This is a genomic window from Marinobacter flavimaris, assembly GCF_045057155.1.
Classification (GTDB): Bacteria; Pseudomonadota; Gammaproteobacteria; order Pseudomonadales; family Oleiphilaceae; genus Marinobacter; species Marinobacter manganoxydans.
This window is the reverse complement of record NZ_CP171359.1, coordinates 3809626-3826604: the sequence shown is the minus strand read 5'-3', so window position 1 is coordinate 3826604 and position 16979 is coordinate 3809626. Positions and strand designations below refer to the sequence as shown.

Below are 16979 nucleotides of genomic sequence, written 5' to 3'. Positions count from 1 at the left end.
GTTCTTTTACAGGCCCGCCTGCGCCGCAATGGCTGCGCCAATGGCTGTGGCGATGGATTCCGGGCGGGTTTTGCTGCTGTACTCAAGCAATTGGGGGTTACGTTCCACAAAGCCGGTATTGAAGTCAGCGGCCTGGAAATCCGGGTGCTCGAGAATCTGCTTGTAATAGGGGATGGTGGTCTGGACGCCGTAAATGCCCATATCGCCGAGAGCACGGCGGGAGCGGGCAATCAGCTCGTCCCAGTCCATGGCCCAGACAATCAGCTTGGCGCACATGGAGTCGTAATACGGGGGAATCTCGTAACCGGTATACATATTGGCATCGGTGCGCACGCCCGGACCGCCGGCGGAATAGTAGCGGCTGATGCGGCCGAAACTTGGCAGAAAGCCGTTCTTCGGATCTTCGGCGTTGATGCGGAACTGGGCAGCAAAGCCCCGGTAGGAAATGTCTTCCTGCTTGAGGCCCAGTGGTTCGCCGGCAGCGATCCGTATCTGCGCCTTGATGATATCCACCCCGGTGATTTCCTCGGTGATTGTGTGCTCAACCTGAACCCGGGTATTCATTTCCATGAAGTAAAAGCTGCCATCGTGGTCCAGCAGGAACTCGACGGTGCCGGCATTTACGTAACCACACTGCTTCGCCACCCGTTTGGCCAGATCGCCGATGTATTCGCGCTGACTTTCCTCAAGCTGCGGCGACGGCGCCAGCTCAATCAGCTTCTGGTTGCGGCGCTGGATCGAGCAATCCCGCTCGTAGAGGTGGACAACATTGCCATGGGTATCGGCAAGAATCTGGACCTCGATGTGACGGGGCTCGATGATGCACTTCTCAAGGAATACCTCGGCGCTGCCAAAGGCTTTGGTGGCCTCGGAGATTACCCGCTCGAAGTTCTGGCGAAGCTCTTTTTCATTATCGCACCGGCGAATGCCTCGCCCACCCCCACCGGAGGTGGCCTTCAGCATCACCGGATAGCCGATATCGGCGGCCTGGGCGACGGCATCCTCGACATCGGCCAGGTTGCCTTCAGAACCCGGCGTTACCGGGACACCCGCGGCAAGGGCCGTCTGGCGGGCCTGGGTTTTGTCGCCCATGGATGAAATAGCATTCGCCGACGGTCCCACGAACGTAATACCTCGCTGCTCACAAATCGCAGCCAGTTCCGCATTCTCCGACAGGAAACCATAGCCGGGATGCAGTGCATCACAGCCGGTTTCCACCGCCATATTCACAATATGGTGGGGGTTCAGGTATCCCGACAGGGGGTCCTTGCTGATCTGATAAGCTTCGTCGGCTTTTTTGACGTGCAGGGAGTACTCGTCAGCCTCCGAATGAATAGCGACCGAGCGGATGCCCAGTTCGCTGCAGGCCCGGGCAATCCTGACCGCAATCTCTCCGCGATTGGCGATCAGCAGCTTCCGAATAGCCATGGAAAATCCTCCAGGTGATGGAAGTCGTTTAAATCGAAAGGTTGGTTCGAAGGGCAGACACGCCCTTCAGTCGGCAAAAGCTCAGATGCCAGGTGGCGCCTGCGGCAGGACCGGAAAGCTGGCGCAATGCACCACACCCGAATAGCCCCTGATGCCCGGAAGGATACCGGCCGGGTGAAGACTGAAATCCCGCATGCGGTTGCCATGGGAAAGCCCTCCCTCCTGACCACCGTCGCTTGTCACATCCGACAATAACGGGCAGAAAGCCGCATCACAGGACAGGGGTACTGGCGCAGAGTCCGAAGAATGGGTAGGCAATGAAACCAGGCCCAATGCCAGAATGATTAAGAGGCTTAACACCTGCGTCCGGCATTTTTGATGGGCGTCCTGCATGGGCGTCCTTTGATGTGACTAAAGTCGTAGAGAGTGTCACGTGATTACGGCATCGGTTCAATACGGTTTTCTGGGCAATAAACATCGTTTTTTTCGATGCTTTCCCGGTTCCACGGGAATCATCGGCGCCCCGGGGAGCGCCGATGACAACTGCCAGACTAGAAACCGCCTTTCACCACGTGAACGATCTCATAGAACTTGGTTGCCCGATGCTCCAGATCGATCGCCAGGTCCAGCCGCTGCAGAAGCTCTTCGGCACAGACCAGTCCCCGGAGATAGGAACGGGAAGGCTGATGTCGGTCGTCATCCAGCACAAGCAGATACCCTTCATGAACCTCACGGAATGTGCTGACCAGGTCGCCCACCGTTGCCGCCCGCAAATCCTGATAATGGATAGCCGGCAGCTCACTTATCGGGCGCATGATATCGCGGACCCGAACGTCCTTGAGGGGCACACCCTGTCGATGGGCGACACTCATGGCCTTCTCGCCGTTCACATCTTCGATGGCCAGAATGCCCAGACAATCCCCAGCCTGGTTTTCCACCACCTTGAAAGACGTATCGGCCAGTCTCATCCACAACCTCGCCTCCGAAACGGACATATCGGAACTCAAAACGGACAGTCGCTGCTCGGAGAAGTCTGTTAGCAGGTGGACTGCCGAATCCTCGCTTCCTATATGAGACAGGGGTTTGGCGGTGGGTAACGCGCCGGTGCGTCCCAGATCCTGTACTGGCAATGCGTTGAATACACTGTTCATGGTAAACCTCGTGAATCTGAATTCAGGTTGGAGTTCCCTGTGTACACAGGGACAAATCCGTAATGGTCAGAGTTAAACGAGGCTGGGCGGGCCCTGAGGCAGCACCGGGTAGCTAAGCAGCCGGAGCGGTGGCTGAATGAAATCGAGGCTGGCCGAGAAGACAGCCCGGAATCCTCCTCCGGGGAACAGAAGAGGTGAGGTGATCGAGACGGATGCATCCGGCGACGAGGGATCGCCTGTCCCGTCAACTGATATCAGCGTGGGCGTTAAGTGATCGTCTAGCTGTGGATCCAGTGCCGGGTGAGACGAACCGTTGAGAAAAACCACAAACAGACCCGCAACCAACACAGCCAGGAGGCTGAGCTTCAGAGTGCTTCTGTTGATGGAGCAACTCGACATAGTGAGGCTCTGCTATCGTTATTTGAACGGCTCGTCCCTTTCAAACATATAGCCTTTTGAGGGCAATGCAAGCTCCCGACAAGGTTAAAACTGCGCAATGTGCACCGGCGATGGGGGCAGGCTGCCCTGCCGAATGGCCCGATGCCGAGCCAAACCGGATGGATTGACTTTTTCCGGGGCCAGGTGTTTAAGCACTAAAATTTAATCAATTTCGCCTAGCGGTACAGGCTTTTACATTATTGTTGACAGAAGCCATCACAATCTTCGATCATTGGTACATTCTGCTATGCGGTACGTATTTTCGCTTTTCAGCAAACGAGGTTGCCCATGAACTTGAACTACACTGCTGAGGAACTCGCCTTCCGTGATGAAGTCCGGGCCTTTCTGGATGAGAAACTACCCGCGGATATTGCCGCCAAGGTAAAGGGGTTCCGCCGCCTATCCAAACAGGATCATCAACGCTGGCAAAAGATTCTCAGCGAAAAGGGCTGGTACGCCACCCACTGGCCAGAAGTTTATGGCGGCGTTAACTGGGGTCCTGTCCAGAAACACATTTGGGATGAAGAGTCTGCCCGTTACGGAGCACCGCGCTCGGTGCCCTTCGGTGTCAACATGGTGGCGCCGGTGATTATCAAATTCGGCACCGAAGAGCAGAAACAGCGCTACCTGCCGCGAATCCTTAGCGGTGAGGACTGGTGGTGCCAGGGCTATTCAGAGCCAGGGGCCGGCTCCGACCTGGCGTCCCTGAAAACCCGCGCCGTTCGCGAGGGTGATCATTACATAGTCAATGGTCAGAAAACCTGGACCACCCTGGGCCAACACGCCAACATGATTTTCTGCCTGGTGCGCACCAACACAGAAGTGAAGGCCCAGGAAGGCATTTCATTCCTGCTGATCGACATGAACACTCCGGGCATTACCGTACGTCCGATCATCACCCTGGACGGTGAGCACGAAGTAAACGAGGTGTTTTTCGAAGACGTTAAAGTCCCCGTGGAAAATCTGGTAGGCGAGGAAGACAAGGGTTGGACCTATGCCAAGTACCTGCTGACCTATGAACGCACCGGCCTCGCCGGCATCGGCATTTCCAAGGCGGCACTCCAGCACCTCAAGGAGCTGGCCAGCCGCCGCCTCAAGAATGGTCGACCGCTGATCGAAGATGCCTCGTTCAGCCAGCGTATCGCCCAGGTCGAGATTGACCTGATGGCCGCCACCATCAGCAACCTGCGCATTATTGCCTCAGTGGAAGGCGGCGGCGTACCGGGCGCAGAAAGCTCGATGCTGAAAGTCCGCGGCACCGAAATCCGCCAGGCGATCAATGACCTGGCGCGTCGGGCCATTGGACCGTACGCCATTCCATTTGTGGAAGAGGAACTGGACCTGGATTACGACGGCGATTTCCTCTCCGACGAAAACGCCGCACCACTGTCTGCCCAATACTTCAACAACCGCAAGCTGTCGATTTTCGGCGGGTCCAACGAGATCCAGAAGAACATCGTGTCGAAAATGATTCTCGGGCTTTAAGGAGGCGACCATGGATTTCCGACTCAACGAAGAACAGCAGATGCTGCAGGACACCGTGGCCCGCCTGGTGCGCGGTGAATACAGTTTTGAAAAGCGGCTCGAATACAGCGAATCGGAGCTCGGCTTCAGCGCCGACTTCTGGAAACAGCTGGGTGAACTGGGCCTCACTGCAGTGCCCTTCCCCGAGGAACTCGGTGGTTTTGGCGGCAGTGGCGTGGAAGTGCAGAGCGTGATGACCGAACTGGGTCGCGGCCTGTGCATTGAGCCCTACTTGCAGTCTGTCGTCTTGAGCGGCGGGCTGATCAGCCAAGCCGGCAACGCCGTACAGCATGAGCAGTGGCTCGGCGGTATCGCCAGCGGCGAGATGCGCGCGGCTGCAGGACTTCAGGAGCCCCAGAGTTTTTACAACCTGAACGATGTCGAAACCCGGGCTGAGAAATCCGGTGACGGCTACGTGCTGAACGGTCGCAAGGCCGTAGTCATTGGTGGGCACTGCGCCGACGTGCTGGTGGTCTCGGCCCGCACTTCGGGTGAAAGCAACGATTCTGACGGCATCAGTCTGTTCCTGGTCGCACCGGAGACCGAGGGCGTCGAACGCCGCACTTACCCGACTATTGATGGCTCCAAGGGCTGCGACCTGTTCCTGAACAACGTCAGGCTGGGCCCGGACGCCTTGCTCGGACAGGAAGGCAAGGCTGCTGATGTCATCGAGTATCAGGCAGGACGTGCCATTGCCGCTCTGTGTGGTGAAGCCGTCGGTGCCATGGAGATCGCTTGCGAGCTGACACTGGAGTACCTGAAACAGCGTAAGCAGTTTGGCGTGCCCATCGGCAAGTTCCAGGTGCTGCAGCACCGAATGGTGGACATGATGTCGGAGCTGGAACAGGCCCGTTCCATGGCAATACTGGCCGCCAGCGTGGCGGACGAGCCCCAGAGTGACGAGCGCCGCCGGATCCTGGCCGCCGCCAAGAATGTGATTGGCCGCAGTGGCCAGTTCATTTCCGAGCAGGGCATCCAGTCCCACGGCGGTATCGGTATGACCTGGGAGTACAACTTTGCCCACTACGCCAAGCGGCTGGTGATGATCAACCATCAACTGGGCGACGACGACTTCCATCTGGAGCGCTTTGCGGCCCTGCTGAAGTAAGGGTCCGCAAAAAATGAAGTTTTGGGCCCGAAGAGATCAATAATGACAACAAATGAACCGTCAACGGAACAGGATCTCAGGAAAGCCGAGGGGCAGGTCCGCACCGAGTTGGCCGCCGCCTATCGGCTGGTGGCCCTGTTCGGCTGGGATGATCTGGTGTTCACCCATCTATCGGCCCGGGTACCCGGGCCGGATCACCACTTCCTGATAAACCCTTACGGGCTGCTGTTTCACGAGATTACCGCCTCGTCGCTGGTCAAGGTCGACCAGGAAGGCAAAGTGGTGGAAGCTGCCGGCCTGGGACGCGTCAATCCCGCCGGTTTCACCATTCACAGCGCGGTGCATATGGGCCGGGACGATGCCGGCGCAGTGATGCATCTGCACGCGCCCGATGGCGTGGCGGTCTCGGCCCACCGGGACGGCCTGCTGCCCCTGAGCCAGACCGCGATGCTGTGTCTCGACCACCTCTGCTATCACGAGTACGAAGGCGTGGCACTCAATCTGGAGGAACGCGATCGGCTGATCCGGGACCTGGGGAACCGGTCCATGATGATACTGCGCAACCACGGCGTGCTGACCGCAGGCAAGGATGTACCGGAAACCTTCACCTACCTGTATTTCCTCATGAAAGCCTGCGAGATCCAGGTCAAGGCCCAGAGCTGTGGCCCCACCCACCTACCCTCGGAACAGGCCATTCGCACCACCGCCGAGCAGTCGCAACAATTGGGCATGGCAGCGAAACTGACCTGGCCGGCACTGATTCGACTTCTGGACAGCAAGAATCCGGGTTATGCGGTCTGACGCCCAGCGGGGACTGCGACTATGCTGACAGTGCAACTGGACGATCTGGCCCATCACAAGAACTCGGTGATTGGCCACAGTCCCTGGAAAACCATCAGCCAGGAAATGATACAGGCCTTCGCCGATGCCACTGGCGATCATCAATGGATACATCTTGATGTGGAGAGAGCCAGGCGAGAGTCTCCCTGGAAGAGCACCGTGGCGCACGGATTTCTTACAGCATCACTGATTCCCCTGTTGAATCAACAGGTCATCAATGTGCAAGGCAAGAGCGCCAGTATCAATTACGGGCTTAACAAGCTGCGCTTCCCGGCAGCGGTAAAGGCCGGCGCGCAGATCCGAAGCAAAATGGAGCTGCTGGACGTGACCAGGGTAGATGAGCAGCGGACGCTGGCCACCTATCGCACCACCCTGGAAATCCGAGGCGGGGAAAAGCCCGCCTGTGTCGCCGAACATCTCGCCATGTATGTGCGGAGCTGAGTCGCTCAGGACTTCGCTTCCCACTCCTCTTCCTGCAGCGCCCGCCACATCAGCTTGCCGGTTGGCGACTTTGGCAACTGGTCGACAAAATCGATCAGGGTAGGAATCTTGTAGGCAGCCATCTGCTCCTTGCACCAGGCGATGATGTCCTCTTCGCTCGTTTTTCCCTCCGCCTCCGGAGTCAGCACGATGCAGGCCTTCACGGTCTCACCGCGCTTCGGATCCGGCGAGGAAATAATGCAGACCTCATGAATCCCGGGATGGCGGTACATCAGGCCCTCCACCTCGGACGGCCAGACCTTGTAACCGGATGCGTTGATCATCCGCTTGACCCGGTCGACCATGAAGAAATAGCCCTCCTCATCGTAGTAACCCAGATCGCCGGTGCGGAAAAACTGCTTGCCATCGATCTCCACAAACGCAGCTTCGGTTTCCGCGGGCCGGTTCCAGTACCCGATGGTAACCTGCGGCCCGCTGGAGACAATCTCACCGGTCTCGCCAGGGCCTTTTTCCTGAAGGGTGTCGACATCAACGATCCGGCTGTCGACATCAAACACCGGGATCCCGAGGCACTGGGGCTTCGGACGGCTCGAGGGGTTGATGTGAGTGGCTGCCATGGTTTCTGAAAGGCCATACCCCTCAATATAATCAAGACCGGTCATGGCCTTGAGCTTGGCGGCCACGGCCTCTGGCATCGCAGCCCCGCCCCCGCCGATGGTGGTGAGACTCGACAGGTCGTACCGGCCAATGTCGGGGTTGGAGAGGAAGTCCACCGCCATGGTGACAATGTTGGTCCAGCCGGTGACTTTATACCTTTCGATCAGCCGCGCCGCGGTGGTCCGCTCCCAGCGAGTCATGATCACTGTAGTGGAGCCGCTGTAGATGGGGCTGTTCATGGAACCGGTCATGCCGGTGACGTGGAAGAATGGCAAGGTGGCCAGCTGCACCGTACTGGCGGTGCTCAGGTTCCAGAAGGCCCGGTGCACGGCGGTAGCCATCACGCTGCGATGAGTGTGCATGCAGCCCTTCGGCGCGCCGGTGGTGCCGGAACTGTAGGGAATCACGGAGAGATCGGCCGGGCCTGCGGTGTGCGCCGAGGGCGCATGGCCTTCCGCCAGCGCCTGCTCCCAGCTGACCATGCCGGCCAGGTCCTCTGACCAGGCTGGAGCGGCGACTTCCGCTGGCAAGGCCAGATCGGTGTCCGGGGCGATATAGCTGCTGTAGGAAGCTACCACGATGTGGTTGAGATCGGTGGTCTCCAGCAACGGGGCAATAAAGCCGGCCAGTTCCTGACCTGCGAGGCAGACATTGGCACCGGTATCAGCAACAAAGTGCTCCAGTTCCGCCGCTCGGTTCATCGGGTTGATAGGGATTACCACGGCATCCGCCCGCAGAATGGCGTAATAGGCAATGACGTATTGCGGGGAGTTCTGCATGTACAGCAACACCCGATCACCTTTAGCGACGCCCTGAGCCTGCAGGTAGCCGGCCATGGCCTCCACTTCCCGGAACAGCTGGCTGTAGGTCATGGGTGCATCGTAGAAAACGATGGCGTTACGGTCCGGATAGCGCCGCGCCGAAATCTCAAGGTTGGTAAACACGCTGGTTCGTGGCAAGGCCAGGCTTTTGGGCAGTTCCCTGGGCCACACGGCGTGATGGCGGGTAAATGGCATTGTTGTGATCCCCTTTTTCGGTTCAGTGGGCCGCTGATGCGGCCAAATCAAAAACGTCAGCGCCGCCGGGCAGGCGGTCCTGGTGGCGTAATGGCGTAATGGCGATGGCTTTGTCCCGCAGCACGCTGGCGTCTTCATCGGGCGCCACAATGTGACGCGAACTGCGATCAAATCCCAGCCACCAGTACGGCAGACTGCGGGCATCCTGACCCGCCTGCAGGCGGGCGCGCTGTATGGAGCCGTTGGACTCCCGGCACCACCGGGCCCGGCTGATGGCGGCCGCCTCGCAGGCGGGAAAGTTGACGTTCCAGGCCCGATTCAGACCTGGCTGCCACAGCTGCCTGATGATGGCCTCGCCATGAATGGAAACCGGCGACCAGTCCACGCCTTCGCGACTCAGAAACGCCTGGCTCAGTGCCATGGCAGGTATGCCCATATGTTCGGCACTCAGCACCGCGCCGACGGTTCCGGAATACTGCACGGAATCGCTGATATTGGCCCCGCAGTTCACCCCGGAAAGCACCAGATCCGGCGGGGTTTCCCCGAACCACCGGGCCAGCGAATAGAGCACACAGTCCGCCGGCGTACCGGAGACTGCATAGCGCCTGTCACCCTGCTCATACACCCGCAAAGGATCATGAATGGAGATGCTCTGGCCGGCGCCGCTACGATCATGCTCCGGCGCCACCACCCAGACCTCCTCGGCCAGGTTGCGGGCGATCTGCTCGAGCACTTTCAGGCCTGGCGCGTTGATGCCGTCATCATTGGTGATTAGGATGCGTTTGACCATGGGATCGTTCATGACGATGGTCCCTCACTGGCAATCCGCCAGCCGACATCGGCCAGAAGGCTGGCCCGCCGGCCAACCTCCAGGGCATCGGCATTGGCGGCATTGCCATCCAGAGCCCGCTTGTAGACACCCTGAAGAATAGACGCCAGCCGGAACAGGGAAAACGCCAGGAACACGTGCCAGTCGGCGATGCCGTCCCGGCCGGTCTGCCGACAGTATCGGGCAATGGTTTCCTGTTCGTCCGGAATACCCAGCGCCTCCAGGTCTTCTCCCTGCAGTCCTCGCATGCCCTGCAGGTCCGACGGCAGGTAGTACGGCAGACAGTAATACGCCAGGTCCGCCAGCGGGTGACCGAGGGTGGACAGCTCCCAGTCGAGGATGGCAATAACCTCGGGCCGCTGCGGCGCCAGCATCAGATTGCCAAAGCGGTAATCGCCATGGGCGATGGCGCATTCGTCGGTCGAGGGCAGGTTCTCCGGAAGCCAGGCCATAAGCTTGTCCATTGCCGGAAGCTCGTCGGTTTTGGAAGCCAGGTACTGTTTGCTCCATCGAGCCACCTGCCGGGCCACATAACCTTCCGGCCTGCCAAAGTCACCAAGACCGACCGCCTTCACATCCACCGAGTGAAGGCGCGCCAGGGTGTCGATGGCCGAGTGATGGGCCGGCAGCCGTTCCTGGCGATCCAGCGCCCGCAGCGCCGAGTGGCTGACAATACGGCCCTCAAGATAGTCCATGACGTAGAACGGGGTGCCGATGACATTGCTGTCTTCGCACAGAGCCCGGGTGTTTGGCACCGGGACACTGGTGTGCTCGGACAGGGCACGCATGACTTTGTACTCTCGTTCTACCATGTGGGCGGAGGGCAGGGTTTTGCCAGGCGGCTTTTTGCGCAGCACGTATTGGCTGCTGTCGGTGTCCAGCAGAAACGTGGGGTTGGACTGGCCACCCTGGAATTGCCGGACATCCAGCCTTGTGCCGAAGCCCGGTATGGTCTGCTGCAGCCAGGTCAGGAGGCTGGCTTCATCGAATTTGTGGGCCGGGAGGACGTCTACCAGCTCTGGGGTGATGCTCATTTTTGTTTTGCCTTCAGTTTTGGGGCGTCGGCCCCTAGCAAATCGTTTCGCCGCCGTCGGCTACGATGACCTGGCCGGTGATGTAGGCGCTGGCCCTGGTGGAAAGAAACACCGCCAGGCCGGCGATGTCGACCGGGTCGCCAATTCTGCGCAGCGGCGTTTTGTCTTCGGCGCGTTTGACCCGTACCGGGTCTTCCCACAGCGCCCGGGCGAAGTCGGTTTTGATCAGGCCGGGGGCGATGCTGTTAATCCGGATACCTTTCGGGCCCCACTCCACTGCCAGGTTCCGCGCCAGGGCAGCTTCTGCGGCCTTGGAAACGCCGTAGGTTCCGATGGTGGTGTTGCCCCGCATACCGGCGATGCTGGACAGCAGCACCACAGCACCTTCGCCTTTTTCCGCCATCTGCGGCAGCACCATGTTCGTCAGCCAGAAGGTGCCCTTGACGTTGGTGTCCATGATCTTGTCCCAGGCGTCGTCGGTCATTTCAGCGGTGGTGCCGTACACCGGGTTGGTGGCGGCGTTGCATACCAGCACATCGATAGTGCCCCAGGCCTCGTTGGTTTTATCCACCAGGTTCTGCAGCTGGTCTTTTTTACCAACATGGCAGGGAATGGCGATGGCCTCGTAGCCCTGGGCTTTCAGTTCACTGGCCACCTGCTCACAGGCCTCGGCCTTTCGGCTGGAGATCACGACTTTGGCACCCAGGCGGGCCATTTCTTCGGCGATGGCGCGGCCGATGCCTTTGGTGGAGCCGGTAATCAGCGCGACCTTGCCGGTCATGTCAAACAGTGGATTATTCATTCTTCGATCCTCATGCACTGAAGCACGGGAGTGGGCGGGGTGATGTCCTTCAGGGACTGTGCAAAACAGGGATGTTTTGCTCAAGCCTACATGAACGTATTCACGGCGTGTCCCGGAAGGACATCAGCCCAACCGCTCTCCCCCTGATTCAGAGGTTATCGTTTTAGCGGTATTGGCGAAGCTCAATCTTGGCCACAGAATCCAGATGAACCTCATCGGGCCCGTCTGCCAACCGCAGAGTCCGTACCTTGGCCCAGGCTTCGGCCAGGAAGGTGTCCTGGGAAACACCGGCTCCGCCGTGCACCTGAATTGCCCGGTCCAGCACCTTCAGCGCCATGCTCGGTGCAATCACCTTGATCATCGCGATTTCCTGACGGGCCACCTTGTTGCCGACGGTGTCCATCATATGCGCCGCCTTCAGGGTCATCAGCCTTGCCTGCTCGATCTCGATGCGACTGCGTGCAATGTCCTTGCGGATGGAATCAAAACTGGACAGCGGCTTGCCGAAGGCCTCCCGGGCATTGGCACGCTTGCACATCAGCTCCAGAGCCCGCTCGGCGACGCCGATGGTGCGCATGCAGTGATGGATACGGCCAGGCCCGAGGCGGCCCTGGGCAATCTCGAACCCCCGGCCCTCGCCCAGCAGGATATTGCTCACCGGCACCCGCACGTTTTCGTAGTGAATCTCCGCATGGCCATGGGGCGCATGGTCATAGCCGAACACCGTCAGGGGGCGAATCATTTTCACGCCTGGCGCATCCAGCGGCACCAGAATCATCGACTGTTGCTTGTGCTTCTCGGCCTGAGGGTCGGTCTTGCCCATCACGATGGCGATCTTCGAAGTGGTGGTCATGGCACCGGAGGACCACCACTTTTTGCCGTTGATTACGTACTCGTCACCCTCGCGGCGGATTTCACAGGCGATGTTGGTGGCATCTGACGACGCCACATCCGGCTCGGTCATTGAGAAACAGGAACGGATCTCGCCATCCAGCAGAGGCTTCAGCCATTGCTCCTGCTGCTCTTTATTGCCATAGCGGGCGATGGTTTCCATGTTGCCTGTATCAGGAGCGGAACAGTTGAACACCTCAGGAGCCATGGCCGAGCGACCCATCACTTCACACAGGTGGGCGTATTCGTAGTTGGTCAGCCCGGCGCCGAATTCGCTTTCCGGCAGGAACAGGTTCCACAGGCCGGCGGATTTGGCCTTCTGTTTCAGTTCCTCAATAATCGGAACCGGCGCCCAGCGGTCTTCTGCCTGCTCGATCTGCTCATGATGCTTGTGCTCGTTCGGGTAGATATAGGCATCCATGAACTCATTCAGCTGATTCTGCAGCTGTTTCGCTTTGTCAGACAGTTCAAACATGTCCGCTTCCTCTTGGTGTTGTTGGCATTAAGTCGGTAACCGTTCCGTCAGATCGGAACGCCCTCTGGTTTGTCGCTGCCGGACCGGATCCGGAATGTACCTTCGGCGATGGCCAGCAGGTTGCCCTTGTCGTCATGAACCTCACCCGTACTGTTGAAAATCCGGGTGCCCCCGGCGCGCTTACGTCCGGTGATCCTGATCGTTCCGCCGGAGCACTGCCCGGTGAAGGTGGTGGTCAGGGACAGGGTGATGGCCTTACGCATCCGCCCCGGGTAGGGGCAATAGGTGCCTGCCTGGGCCAGCACAATATCCAGCAACGAGGTAAGCACACCCCCGTGGATCACCCCTCCCAGGTTCAGGTGCCGTGGCTGCAGTTCCAGCTCAAGCACCGCCTCGTCTTCCTCCCAGGAGACCTGACGATAACCCAGCAGGCTGTGAAAACCGGGCAGGTCCTTACCGTCGGTAAACAGGGGCTCTTGATCATTCATTACACTTTCATTCCTGGCAGGTTAAGGGATGCGGTATTGCCGCCGTCCACGGGCAAGGACTGGCCGGTGATGTAGCTGGCATCGTCGCTGGCCAGAAACAGGATTGCCGCGGCGATTTCTTCCGGATTGCCATACCGGCGCAGCTCACAGCGGGCGCCGAGCTTATGGGCCTTTTCATTGGCCCGGGCGTAGTCGAACACCGCCCGGGTCATGCCGGTTTCCACCAGACCGGGGCACACTGCATTTACCCGTACGTTGTCGCCGCCCAGGTCACAGGCGGCGGTCATAGTCAGATTGATGACGCCGGCTTTGGAGGCACTGTAGGCGTTGCCGCCCGCGCCGGACCGGATACCTGCCACCGACGCAGTGTTGACGATAGCGCCGAGCTTGCGGGCCTGCATATGGGGCGCCACGTGCTTGATCAGAAGCATGGTGCCTGTCAGGTTCACCGATAGCACCTGGTCCCACTCGGCACGGTCGTTGTCGGTCACCGGCGGGTGGCCCTGACCGGTACTGGCAATGCCGGCGATATTGCACAGCACGTCGATCTGACCGAAGCTGGCGATAGCCTCGTTGACCAACGCATCCACCTGGGCTTCGTTGGCCACATCCACCAGCCGTCGAAGGCGCCGGGCTCGCTCTGGCAACTGGTTTTCAGTTTCCACCAGACCGGCCTCAGAGGTATCCGCCAGGATCACTGACGCACCCTCCCGAGCGAGTCGCAGAGCCGTCGCCCGACCAATGCCGCTGCCGGCACCGGTGACAATGGCTACCCGTTGATCAAACCGTCCCATATGCCGATGCTCCCCGGTCTGTCTCATTGTTGTTGGTTGATGGTGCTGGGGTCTTTCCATCCAGTTAATTTGTCACGCCTGTTGGTTTTGAGTCAATATAATCGGAAGTTAATTTCACTAGATAAAACACAATAACGTTTGAGGGGCAAAAAATGGAAAGCGGCAAGCGAGACATGCCGGTCTATGCGCCAATCGATCCCAGTGAGTCCATGGACGCAATCGGAAATCGTATCCAGCAACACGCCCAGACCCGTCGCAGCCACCCGGCCCTGATTGACGAACAGGGCACCCTGGACTGGCGAAGCCTTGTCGACCAGGTAAACCGTATTGCCAACCGGTTACGCGAGGCCGGTCTGCGGCCGGGCGAGTCTGTGGCTGCCTTGTCAGGAAACAGCCGGGACGATGTCGCCCTGTACCTTGGCACCCTGGTGGCCGGGGGCTGTATGGTGCCGCTGTCTGGCATGGCCAGTAGCGAAGCACTTGCACTGATGGTGGCGGATTGCCAGGCACGCTTTCTGTTCGTTTCCGGCCAACAGCGGGAGCTGTTTGGCCGCCTGCGAGCACAGCTGACCAAGGTACCCGGCGAGCGCATCATCAGCCTGGCCGGCCCCCTGGACGGAGCCGGTTACTCCCTGGTTGACTGGCTGGCGCAGACTACGGCCACCGCCCGGCCCGAGCCGGTCACCCTCGACGATCCGTTCAATATCATTTACAGCTCCGGCACCACAGGCACGCCCAAGGGGATCCTGCACGATTATCGCTTCCGCCAGCGTCAGATGGTCAGGATGAGCCGCTATGGGTTGGACGGCGAGGCTATCAACCTTGTATCAACGCCACTTTATTCCAACACCACCCTGGTTTCAGTGTTACCCACGCTCTACCACGGCGGCACCCTGGTGCTGATGGCGAAATTCGATGCCCACAGGTTCCTGCAACTGGCCGAAACCCACCGTGTTACGCACGCCATGCTGGTACCGGTGCAATACCAGCGGATCCTGGCGCAGCCGGATTTTGACCGGTTTGACCTCTCCAGCTTCAAGCTGAAGCTCTGCACCAGTGCCCCGTTGCGGTCGGCGGTGATTGCCGATGCCATGGCACGCTGGCCCGGCAACCTCCGGGAGGTCTATGGCCTTACCGAAGGCGGTATATCCACCAGTCTCGACTGCGCTGCCCACCCGGACAAATGGGACTCGGTTGGTGTACCCACCCAGGGCGCTGAGGTGCGGGTGATCGGCGAGGATGACCGTGAGCTGCCCCGGGGCTCCAATGGCGAGATCGTGGGCCGCGCCATTTCCATGATGCGCGGCTATGTGAATCGCCCGGAGCTGACCCGGGAGATGCTCTGGACGAGCCCGGAGGGTAAGGTGTATTACCGCAGTGGTGACATGGGACGAATCGACGAGGACGGCTTCATCTACATCCTTGATCGACGGAAGGATATGATCATTTCCGGCGGCTTTAACATCTATCCAGTGGATCTGGAAAAAGTACTGCTGTCGCACCCGGCGGTAGCCGACGCCACGATCATCGGTATTCCCAGCGAACACTGGGGGGAAACGCCCCTGGGCCTGGTGGTTCTCCAGCCCGATCGTAATGAAACCGAAAACGGGATACTGGAGTGGGCCAACACACAGCTGGGAAAATCCCAGCGTCTGGCGGCCATTGAATTCCGTGCCACGTTGCCCCGCTCTGCCATTGGCAAGGTGCTCAAACGGGAACTTCGCGCGCCTTACTGGCCCGGAACCTGAGGCGGCGCGAGACAGATCGGCCGTCGGTACTGCTGACGTTCAATCGATGAACTATCCTTTTATGAATTCTGTAATCAATGACCGATCAACCGCCTATTGCAAAAAACAAGACATGTGTTAGATTCAGAAAACTACGATTCACCATGCAGTCGCCAATTCTGCACAGTGAAACAAAGAAAGATCCATTGGTATAACTAAACAGTCATTCAATGCACAAGTACAACAACGAAAGAGGCCTACCATGACTCTAGTTAATAACGCTCGAAAAAAACTGACCGTCTTTGCCTCGGCACTGACCCTTGGTCTGTCAGCCGCCCTGGCTGCCACACCGGCCGCCGCGCAGGACACCGTAACCTGGAAAGTCCAGTCCCACTGGCCCGGTTCCAGCAGCTCATACACAGACAGCCTTGGCCGGATCAAACGGGTTCTGGAAGAGCGCACTGATGGCCGTCTGAAGCTGCAGCTTTACGAGGCTGGCTCGCTGTTCAAGGCCACGGACACTTTCAACGCGGTAAGCCGTGGCATCCTGGAAATGGGCACTATTTCCCCGTCATATGCCCAGGACAAGATCTCCCTCGCCGGCATTGCCTCTGGCCTGCCGTTTGCCTTCCGCAACGTCTGGGAGGCCGCCTACTTCCACCAGAACCTGGGGTTCGAACAGATGCTCCGGGACGAAGCGGCAGAGCATGACGTTTACTGGGCCACAGACAAAGTCTACCCGACTGAAATGGTGGTCAAGGAGCCGGTTGAAAGCGTGGAGGACTTCAACAGCCTGAAGATTCGCTCCTCCGGCGCCCTGCAAACCTTCCTGACCGAAGCCGGGGCCGCCGCCTCTTATATTCCGGGCAGTGAACTCTACTCAGCCCTGGATTCCGGCATCGTGGACGGTGCCCACTGGGGAGCGGCCCAGGGTGCCTACAGCATGGGCCTGTATGAAGTGGCCAAGTACCATGTGCAGCCTGCCCTGAACATTGCCGGCACTGATGTCATCATCGTCAGCCAGAAGGCTCTGAACAAGCTGCCGGAAGACATGCAGAAGATCGTCAAGGATGCCCTCAACGAGCAGTTCTGGATCCGCACCAACGAGTACCAGTACAAGGAGCGTATCACCCTGGCCAAGGCCATCGAGGAACAGGGCGTGCAAGTGAATGTCCTCCCGGATGAAGTCCAGAACAAGCTGGTCGCCACCGCCCAGGCCATGTGGGATGAGGAAGGCAAGCGCAGTGAGAATGCCAAGAAGGCGCTCGACATGCTGAAAGGTTACCTGGCCGACCTCGGCTATCTCTGATCAGCCATTGCTCTGACCGGGGCCGGG

General features: G+C 59.2%; 16 protein-coding genes. 6 read left to right on the top strand and 10 right to left on the bottom strand.

The window, feature by feature from the left end; genetic code table 11:
• Window positions 1-6 precede the first annotated feature (6 nt).
• The 3 genes from ACGK9W_RS17850 to ACGK9W_RS17840 all read right to left on the bottom strand — a co-directional run bounded on the left by ACGK9W_RS17850 (window position 7) and on the right by ACGK9W_RS17840 (window position 2579).
• A complete protein-coding gene (locus ACGK9W_RS17850) occupies window positions 7-1428 on the bottom strand; it encodes an acetyl-CoA carboxylase biotin carboxylase subunit (protein ID WP_273069119.1) in 1422 nt (473 codons plus the stop codon).
• Window positions 1429-1509: 81 nt separating this feature from the next.
• Window positions 1510-1788: a hypothetical protein gene (locus ACGK9W_RS17845; RefSeq protein WP_273069120.1), complete on the bottom strand. Its 279-nt coding sequence runs from the start codon at window positions 1786-1788 to the stop codon at window positions 1510-1512.
• A 191-nt stretch (window positions 1789-1979) separates the two neighbouring features.
• Window positions 1980-2579 carry a hypothetical protein gene (locus ACGK9W_RS17840; protein WP_014579051.1) on the bottom strand — a complete coding sequence of 200 codons (600 nt, stop codon included), beginning with the start codon at window positions 2577-2579 and terminating at the stop codon, window positions 1980-1982.
• A gap of 726 nt (window positions 2580-3305) precedes the next feature.
• On the opposite strand from ACGK9W_RS17840, the gene ACGK9W_RS17835 reads away from it, so the two are divergent.
• The 4 genes from ACGK9W_RS17835 to ACGK9W_RS17820 are packed head-to-tail and all read left to right on the top strand — an operon-like array spanning window position 3306 to window position 6930.
• Window positions 3306-4502: an acyl-CoA dehydrogenase family protein gene (locus ACGK9W_RS17835; RefSeq protein WP_088826298.1), complete on the top strand. Its 1197-nt coding sequence runs from the start codon at window positions 3306-3308 to the stop codon at window positions 4500-4502.
• 10 nt (window positions 4503-4512) lie between these two features.
• The gene (locus tag ACGK9W_RS17830; protein ID WP_092031340.1) at window positions 4513-5649 is read left to right on the top strand and encodes an acyl-CoA dehydrogenase family protein; all 1137 of its coding nucleotides are present in this window, start codon (window positions 4513-4515) and stop codon (window positions 5647-5649) included.
• A gap of 42 nt (window positions 5650-5691) precedes the next feature.
• Window positions 5692-6450 (top strand): class II aldolase/adducin family protein, encoded by a 759-nt coding sequence (locus ACGK9W_RS17825; protein ID WP_175497373.1) that lies wholly within the window; start codon window positions 5692-5694, stop codon window positions 6448-6450.
• Between the two features lie 21 nt (window positions 6451-6471).
• Window positions 6472-6930, top strand: a complete 459-nt coding sequence (locus ACGK9W_RS17820) for a MaoC family dehydratase (protein ID WP_092031342.1) — start codon at window positions 6472-6474, stop codon at window positions 6928-6930.
• Window positions 6931-6935: 5 nt separating this feature from the next.
• On the opposite strand, the gene ACGK9W_RS17815 is transcribed toward ACGK9W_RS17820, so the two are convergent.
• From ACGK9W_RS17815 to ACGK9W_RS17785, 7 genes are all read right to left on the bottom strand, one after another.
• Complete coding sequence (locus ACGK9W_RS17815) at window positions 6936-8603, bottom strand: long-chain fatty acid--CoA ligase (protein WP_405417914.1); 1668 nt, start codon at window positions 8601-8603, stop codon at window positions 6936-6938.
• A 22-nt stretch (window positions 8604-8625) separates the two neighbouring features.
• Window positions 8626-9405 (bottom strand): 5'/3'-nucleotidase SurE, encoded by a 780-nt coding sequence (gene surE / locus ACGK9W_RS17810; protein ID WP_008177035.1) that lies wholly within the window; start codon window positions 9403-9405, stop codon window positions 8626-8628.
• Entirely contained in the window at window positions 9402-10466 is a 1065-nt protein-coding gene (locus ACGK9W_RS17805) for a phosphotransferase (protein WP_104270448.1), read from the bottom strand. The genes surE and ACGK9W_RS17805 overlap by 4 nt, the downstream gene beginning before the upstream one ends.
• 34 nt (window positions 10467-10500) lie before the next feature.
• Entirely contained in the window at window positions 10501-11268 is a 768-nt protein-coding gene (locus tag ACGK9W_RS17800) for an SDR family NAD(P)-dependent oxidoreductase (protein WP_008177032.1), read from the bottom strand.
• Between the two features lie 163 nt (window positions 11269-11431).
• Window positions 11432-12634, bottom strand: coding sequence for an acyl-CoA dehydrogenase family protein (locus ACGK9W_RS17795; protein WP_053113634.1), 1203 nt, complete (start codon window positions 12632-12634; stop codon window positions 11432-11434).
• A gap of 47 nt (window positions 12635-12681) precedes the next feature.
• Window positions 12682-13122, bottom strand: a complete 441-nt coding sequence (locus ACGK9W_RS17790) for a PaaI family thioesterase (protein ID WP_053113633.1) — start codon at window positions 13120-13122, stop codon at window positions 12682-12684.
• Window positions 13122-13916 carry an SDR family NAD(P)-dependent oxidoreductase gene (locus ACGK9W_RS17785; RefSeq protein WP_405417910.1) on the bottom strand — a complete coding sequence of 265 codons (795 nt, stop codon included), beginning with the start codon at window positions 13914-13916 and terminating at the stop codon, window positions 13122-13124. Before ACGK9W_RS17785 ends, ACGK9W_RS17790 begins: the two co-directional genes overlap by 1 nt.
• A gap of 152 nt (window positions 13917-14068) precedes the next feature.
• On the opposite strand from ACGK9W_RS17785, the gene ACGK9W_RS17780 reads away from it, so the two are divergent.
• Window positions 14069-15664: a class I adenylate-forming enzyme family protein gene (locus ACGK9W_RS17780; RefSeq protein WP_053113629.1), complete on the top strand. Its 1596-nt coding sequence runs from the start codon at window positions 14069-14071 to the stop codon at window positions 15662-15664.
• A 241-nt stretch (window positions 15665-15905) separates the two neighbouring features.
• Window positions 15906-16952 carry a TRAP transporter substrate-binding protein DctP gene (gene dctP / locus ACGK9W_RS17775; protein WP_008177022.1) on the top strand — a complete coding sequence of 349 codons (1047 nt, stop codon included), beginning with the start codon at window positions 15906-15908 and terminating at the stop codon, window positions 16950-16952.
• Window positions 16953-16979 lie beyond the last annotated feature (27 nt).

Coding starts and splice junctions, on each gene's coding strand:
- ACGK9W_RS17850 (WP_273069119.1), bottom strand. CDS start 1,428: ATGGCTATTCGGAAGCTGCTGATCGCCAATCGCGGAGAGATTGCGGTC.
- ACGK9W_RS17840 (WP_014579051.1), bottom strand. CDS start 2,579: ATGAACAGTGTATTCAACGCATTGCCAGTACAGGATCTGGGACGCACC.
- ACGK9W_RS17835 (WP_088826298.1), top strand. CDS start 3,306: ATGAACTTGAACTACACTGCTGAGGAACTCGCCTTCCGTGATGAAGTC.
- ACGK9W_RS17830 (WP_092031340.1), top strand. CDS start 4,513: ATGGATTTCCGACTCAACGAAGAACAGCAGATGCTGCAGGACACCGTG.
- ACGK9W_RS17825 (WP_175497373.1), top strand. CDS start 5,692: ATGACAACAAATGAACCGTCAACGGAACAGGATCTCAGGAAAGCCGAG.
- ACGK9W_RS17820 (WP_092031342.1), top strand. CDS start 6,472: ATGCTGACAGTGCAACTGGACGATCTGGCCCATCACAAGAACTCGGTG.
- ACGK9W_RS17815 (WP_405417914.1), bottom strand. CDS start 8,603: ATGCCATTTACCCGCCATCACGCCGTGTGGCCCAGGGAACTGCCCAAA.
- surE (WP_008177035.1), bottom strand. CDS start 9,405: ATGAACGATCCCATGGTCAAACGCATCCTAATCACCAATGATGACGGC.
- ACGK9W_RS17805 (WP_104270448.1), bottom strand. CDS start 10,466: ATGAGCATCACCCCAGAGCTGGTAGACGTCCTCCCGGCCCACAAATTC.
- ACGK9W_RS17800 (WP_008177032.1), bottom strand. CDS start 11,268: ATGAATAATCCACTGTTTGACATGACCGGCAAGGTCGCGCTGATTACC.
- ACGK9W_RS17795 (WP_053113634.1), bottom strand. CDS start 12,634: ATGTTTGAACTGTCTGACAAAGCGAAACAGCTGCAGAATCAGCTGAAT.
- ACGK9W_RS17790 (WP_053113633.1), bottom strand. CDS start 13,122: ATGAATGATCAAGAGCCCCTGTTTACCGACGGTAAGGACCTGCCCGGT.
- ACGK9W_RS17785 (WP_405417910.1), bottom strand. CDS start 13,916: ATGGGACGGTTTGATCAACGGGTAGCCATTGTCACCGGTGCCGGCAGC.
- ACGK9W_RS17780 (WP_053113629.1), top strand. CDS start 14,069: ATGGAAAGCGGCAAGCGAGACATGCCGGTCTATGCGCCAATCGATCCC.
- dctP (WP_008177022.1), top strand. CDS start 15,906: ATGACTCTAGTTAATAACGCTCGAAAAAAACTGACCGTCTTTGCCTCG.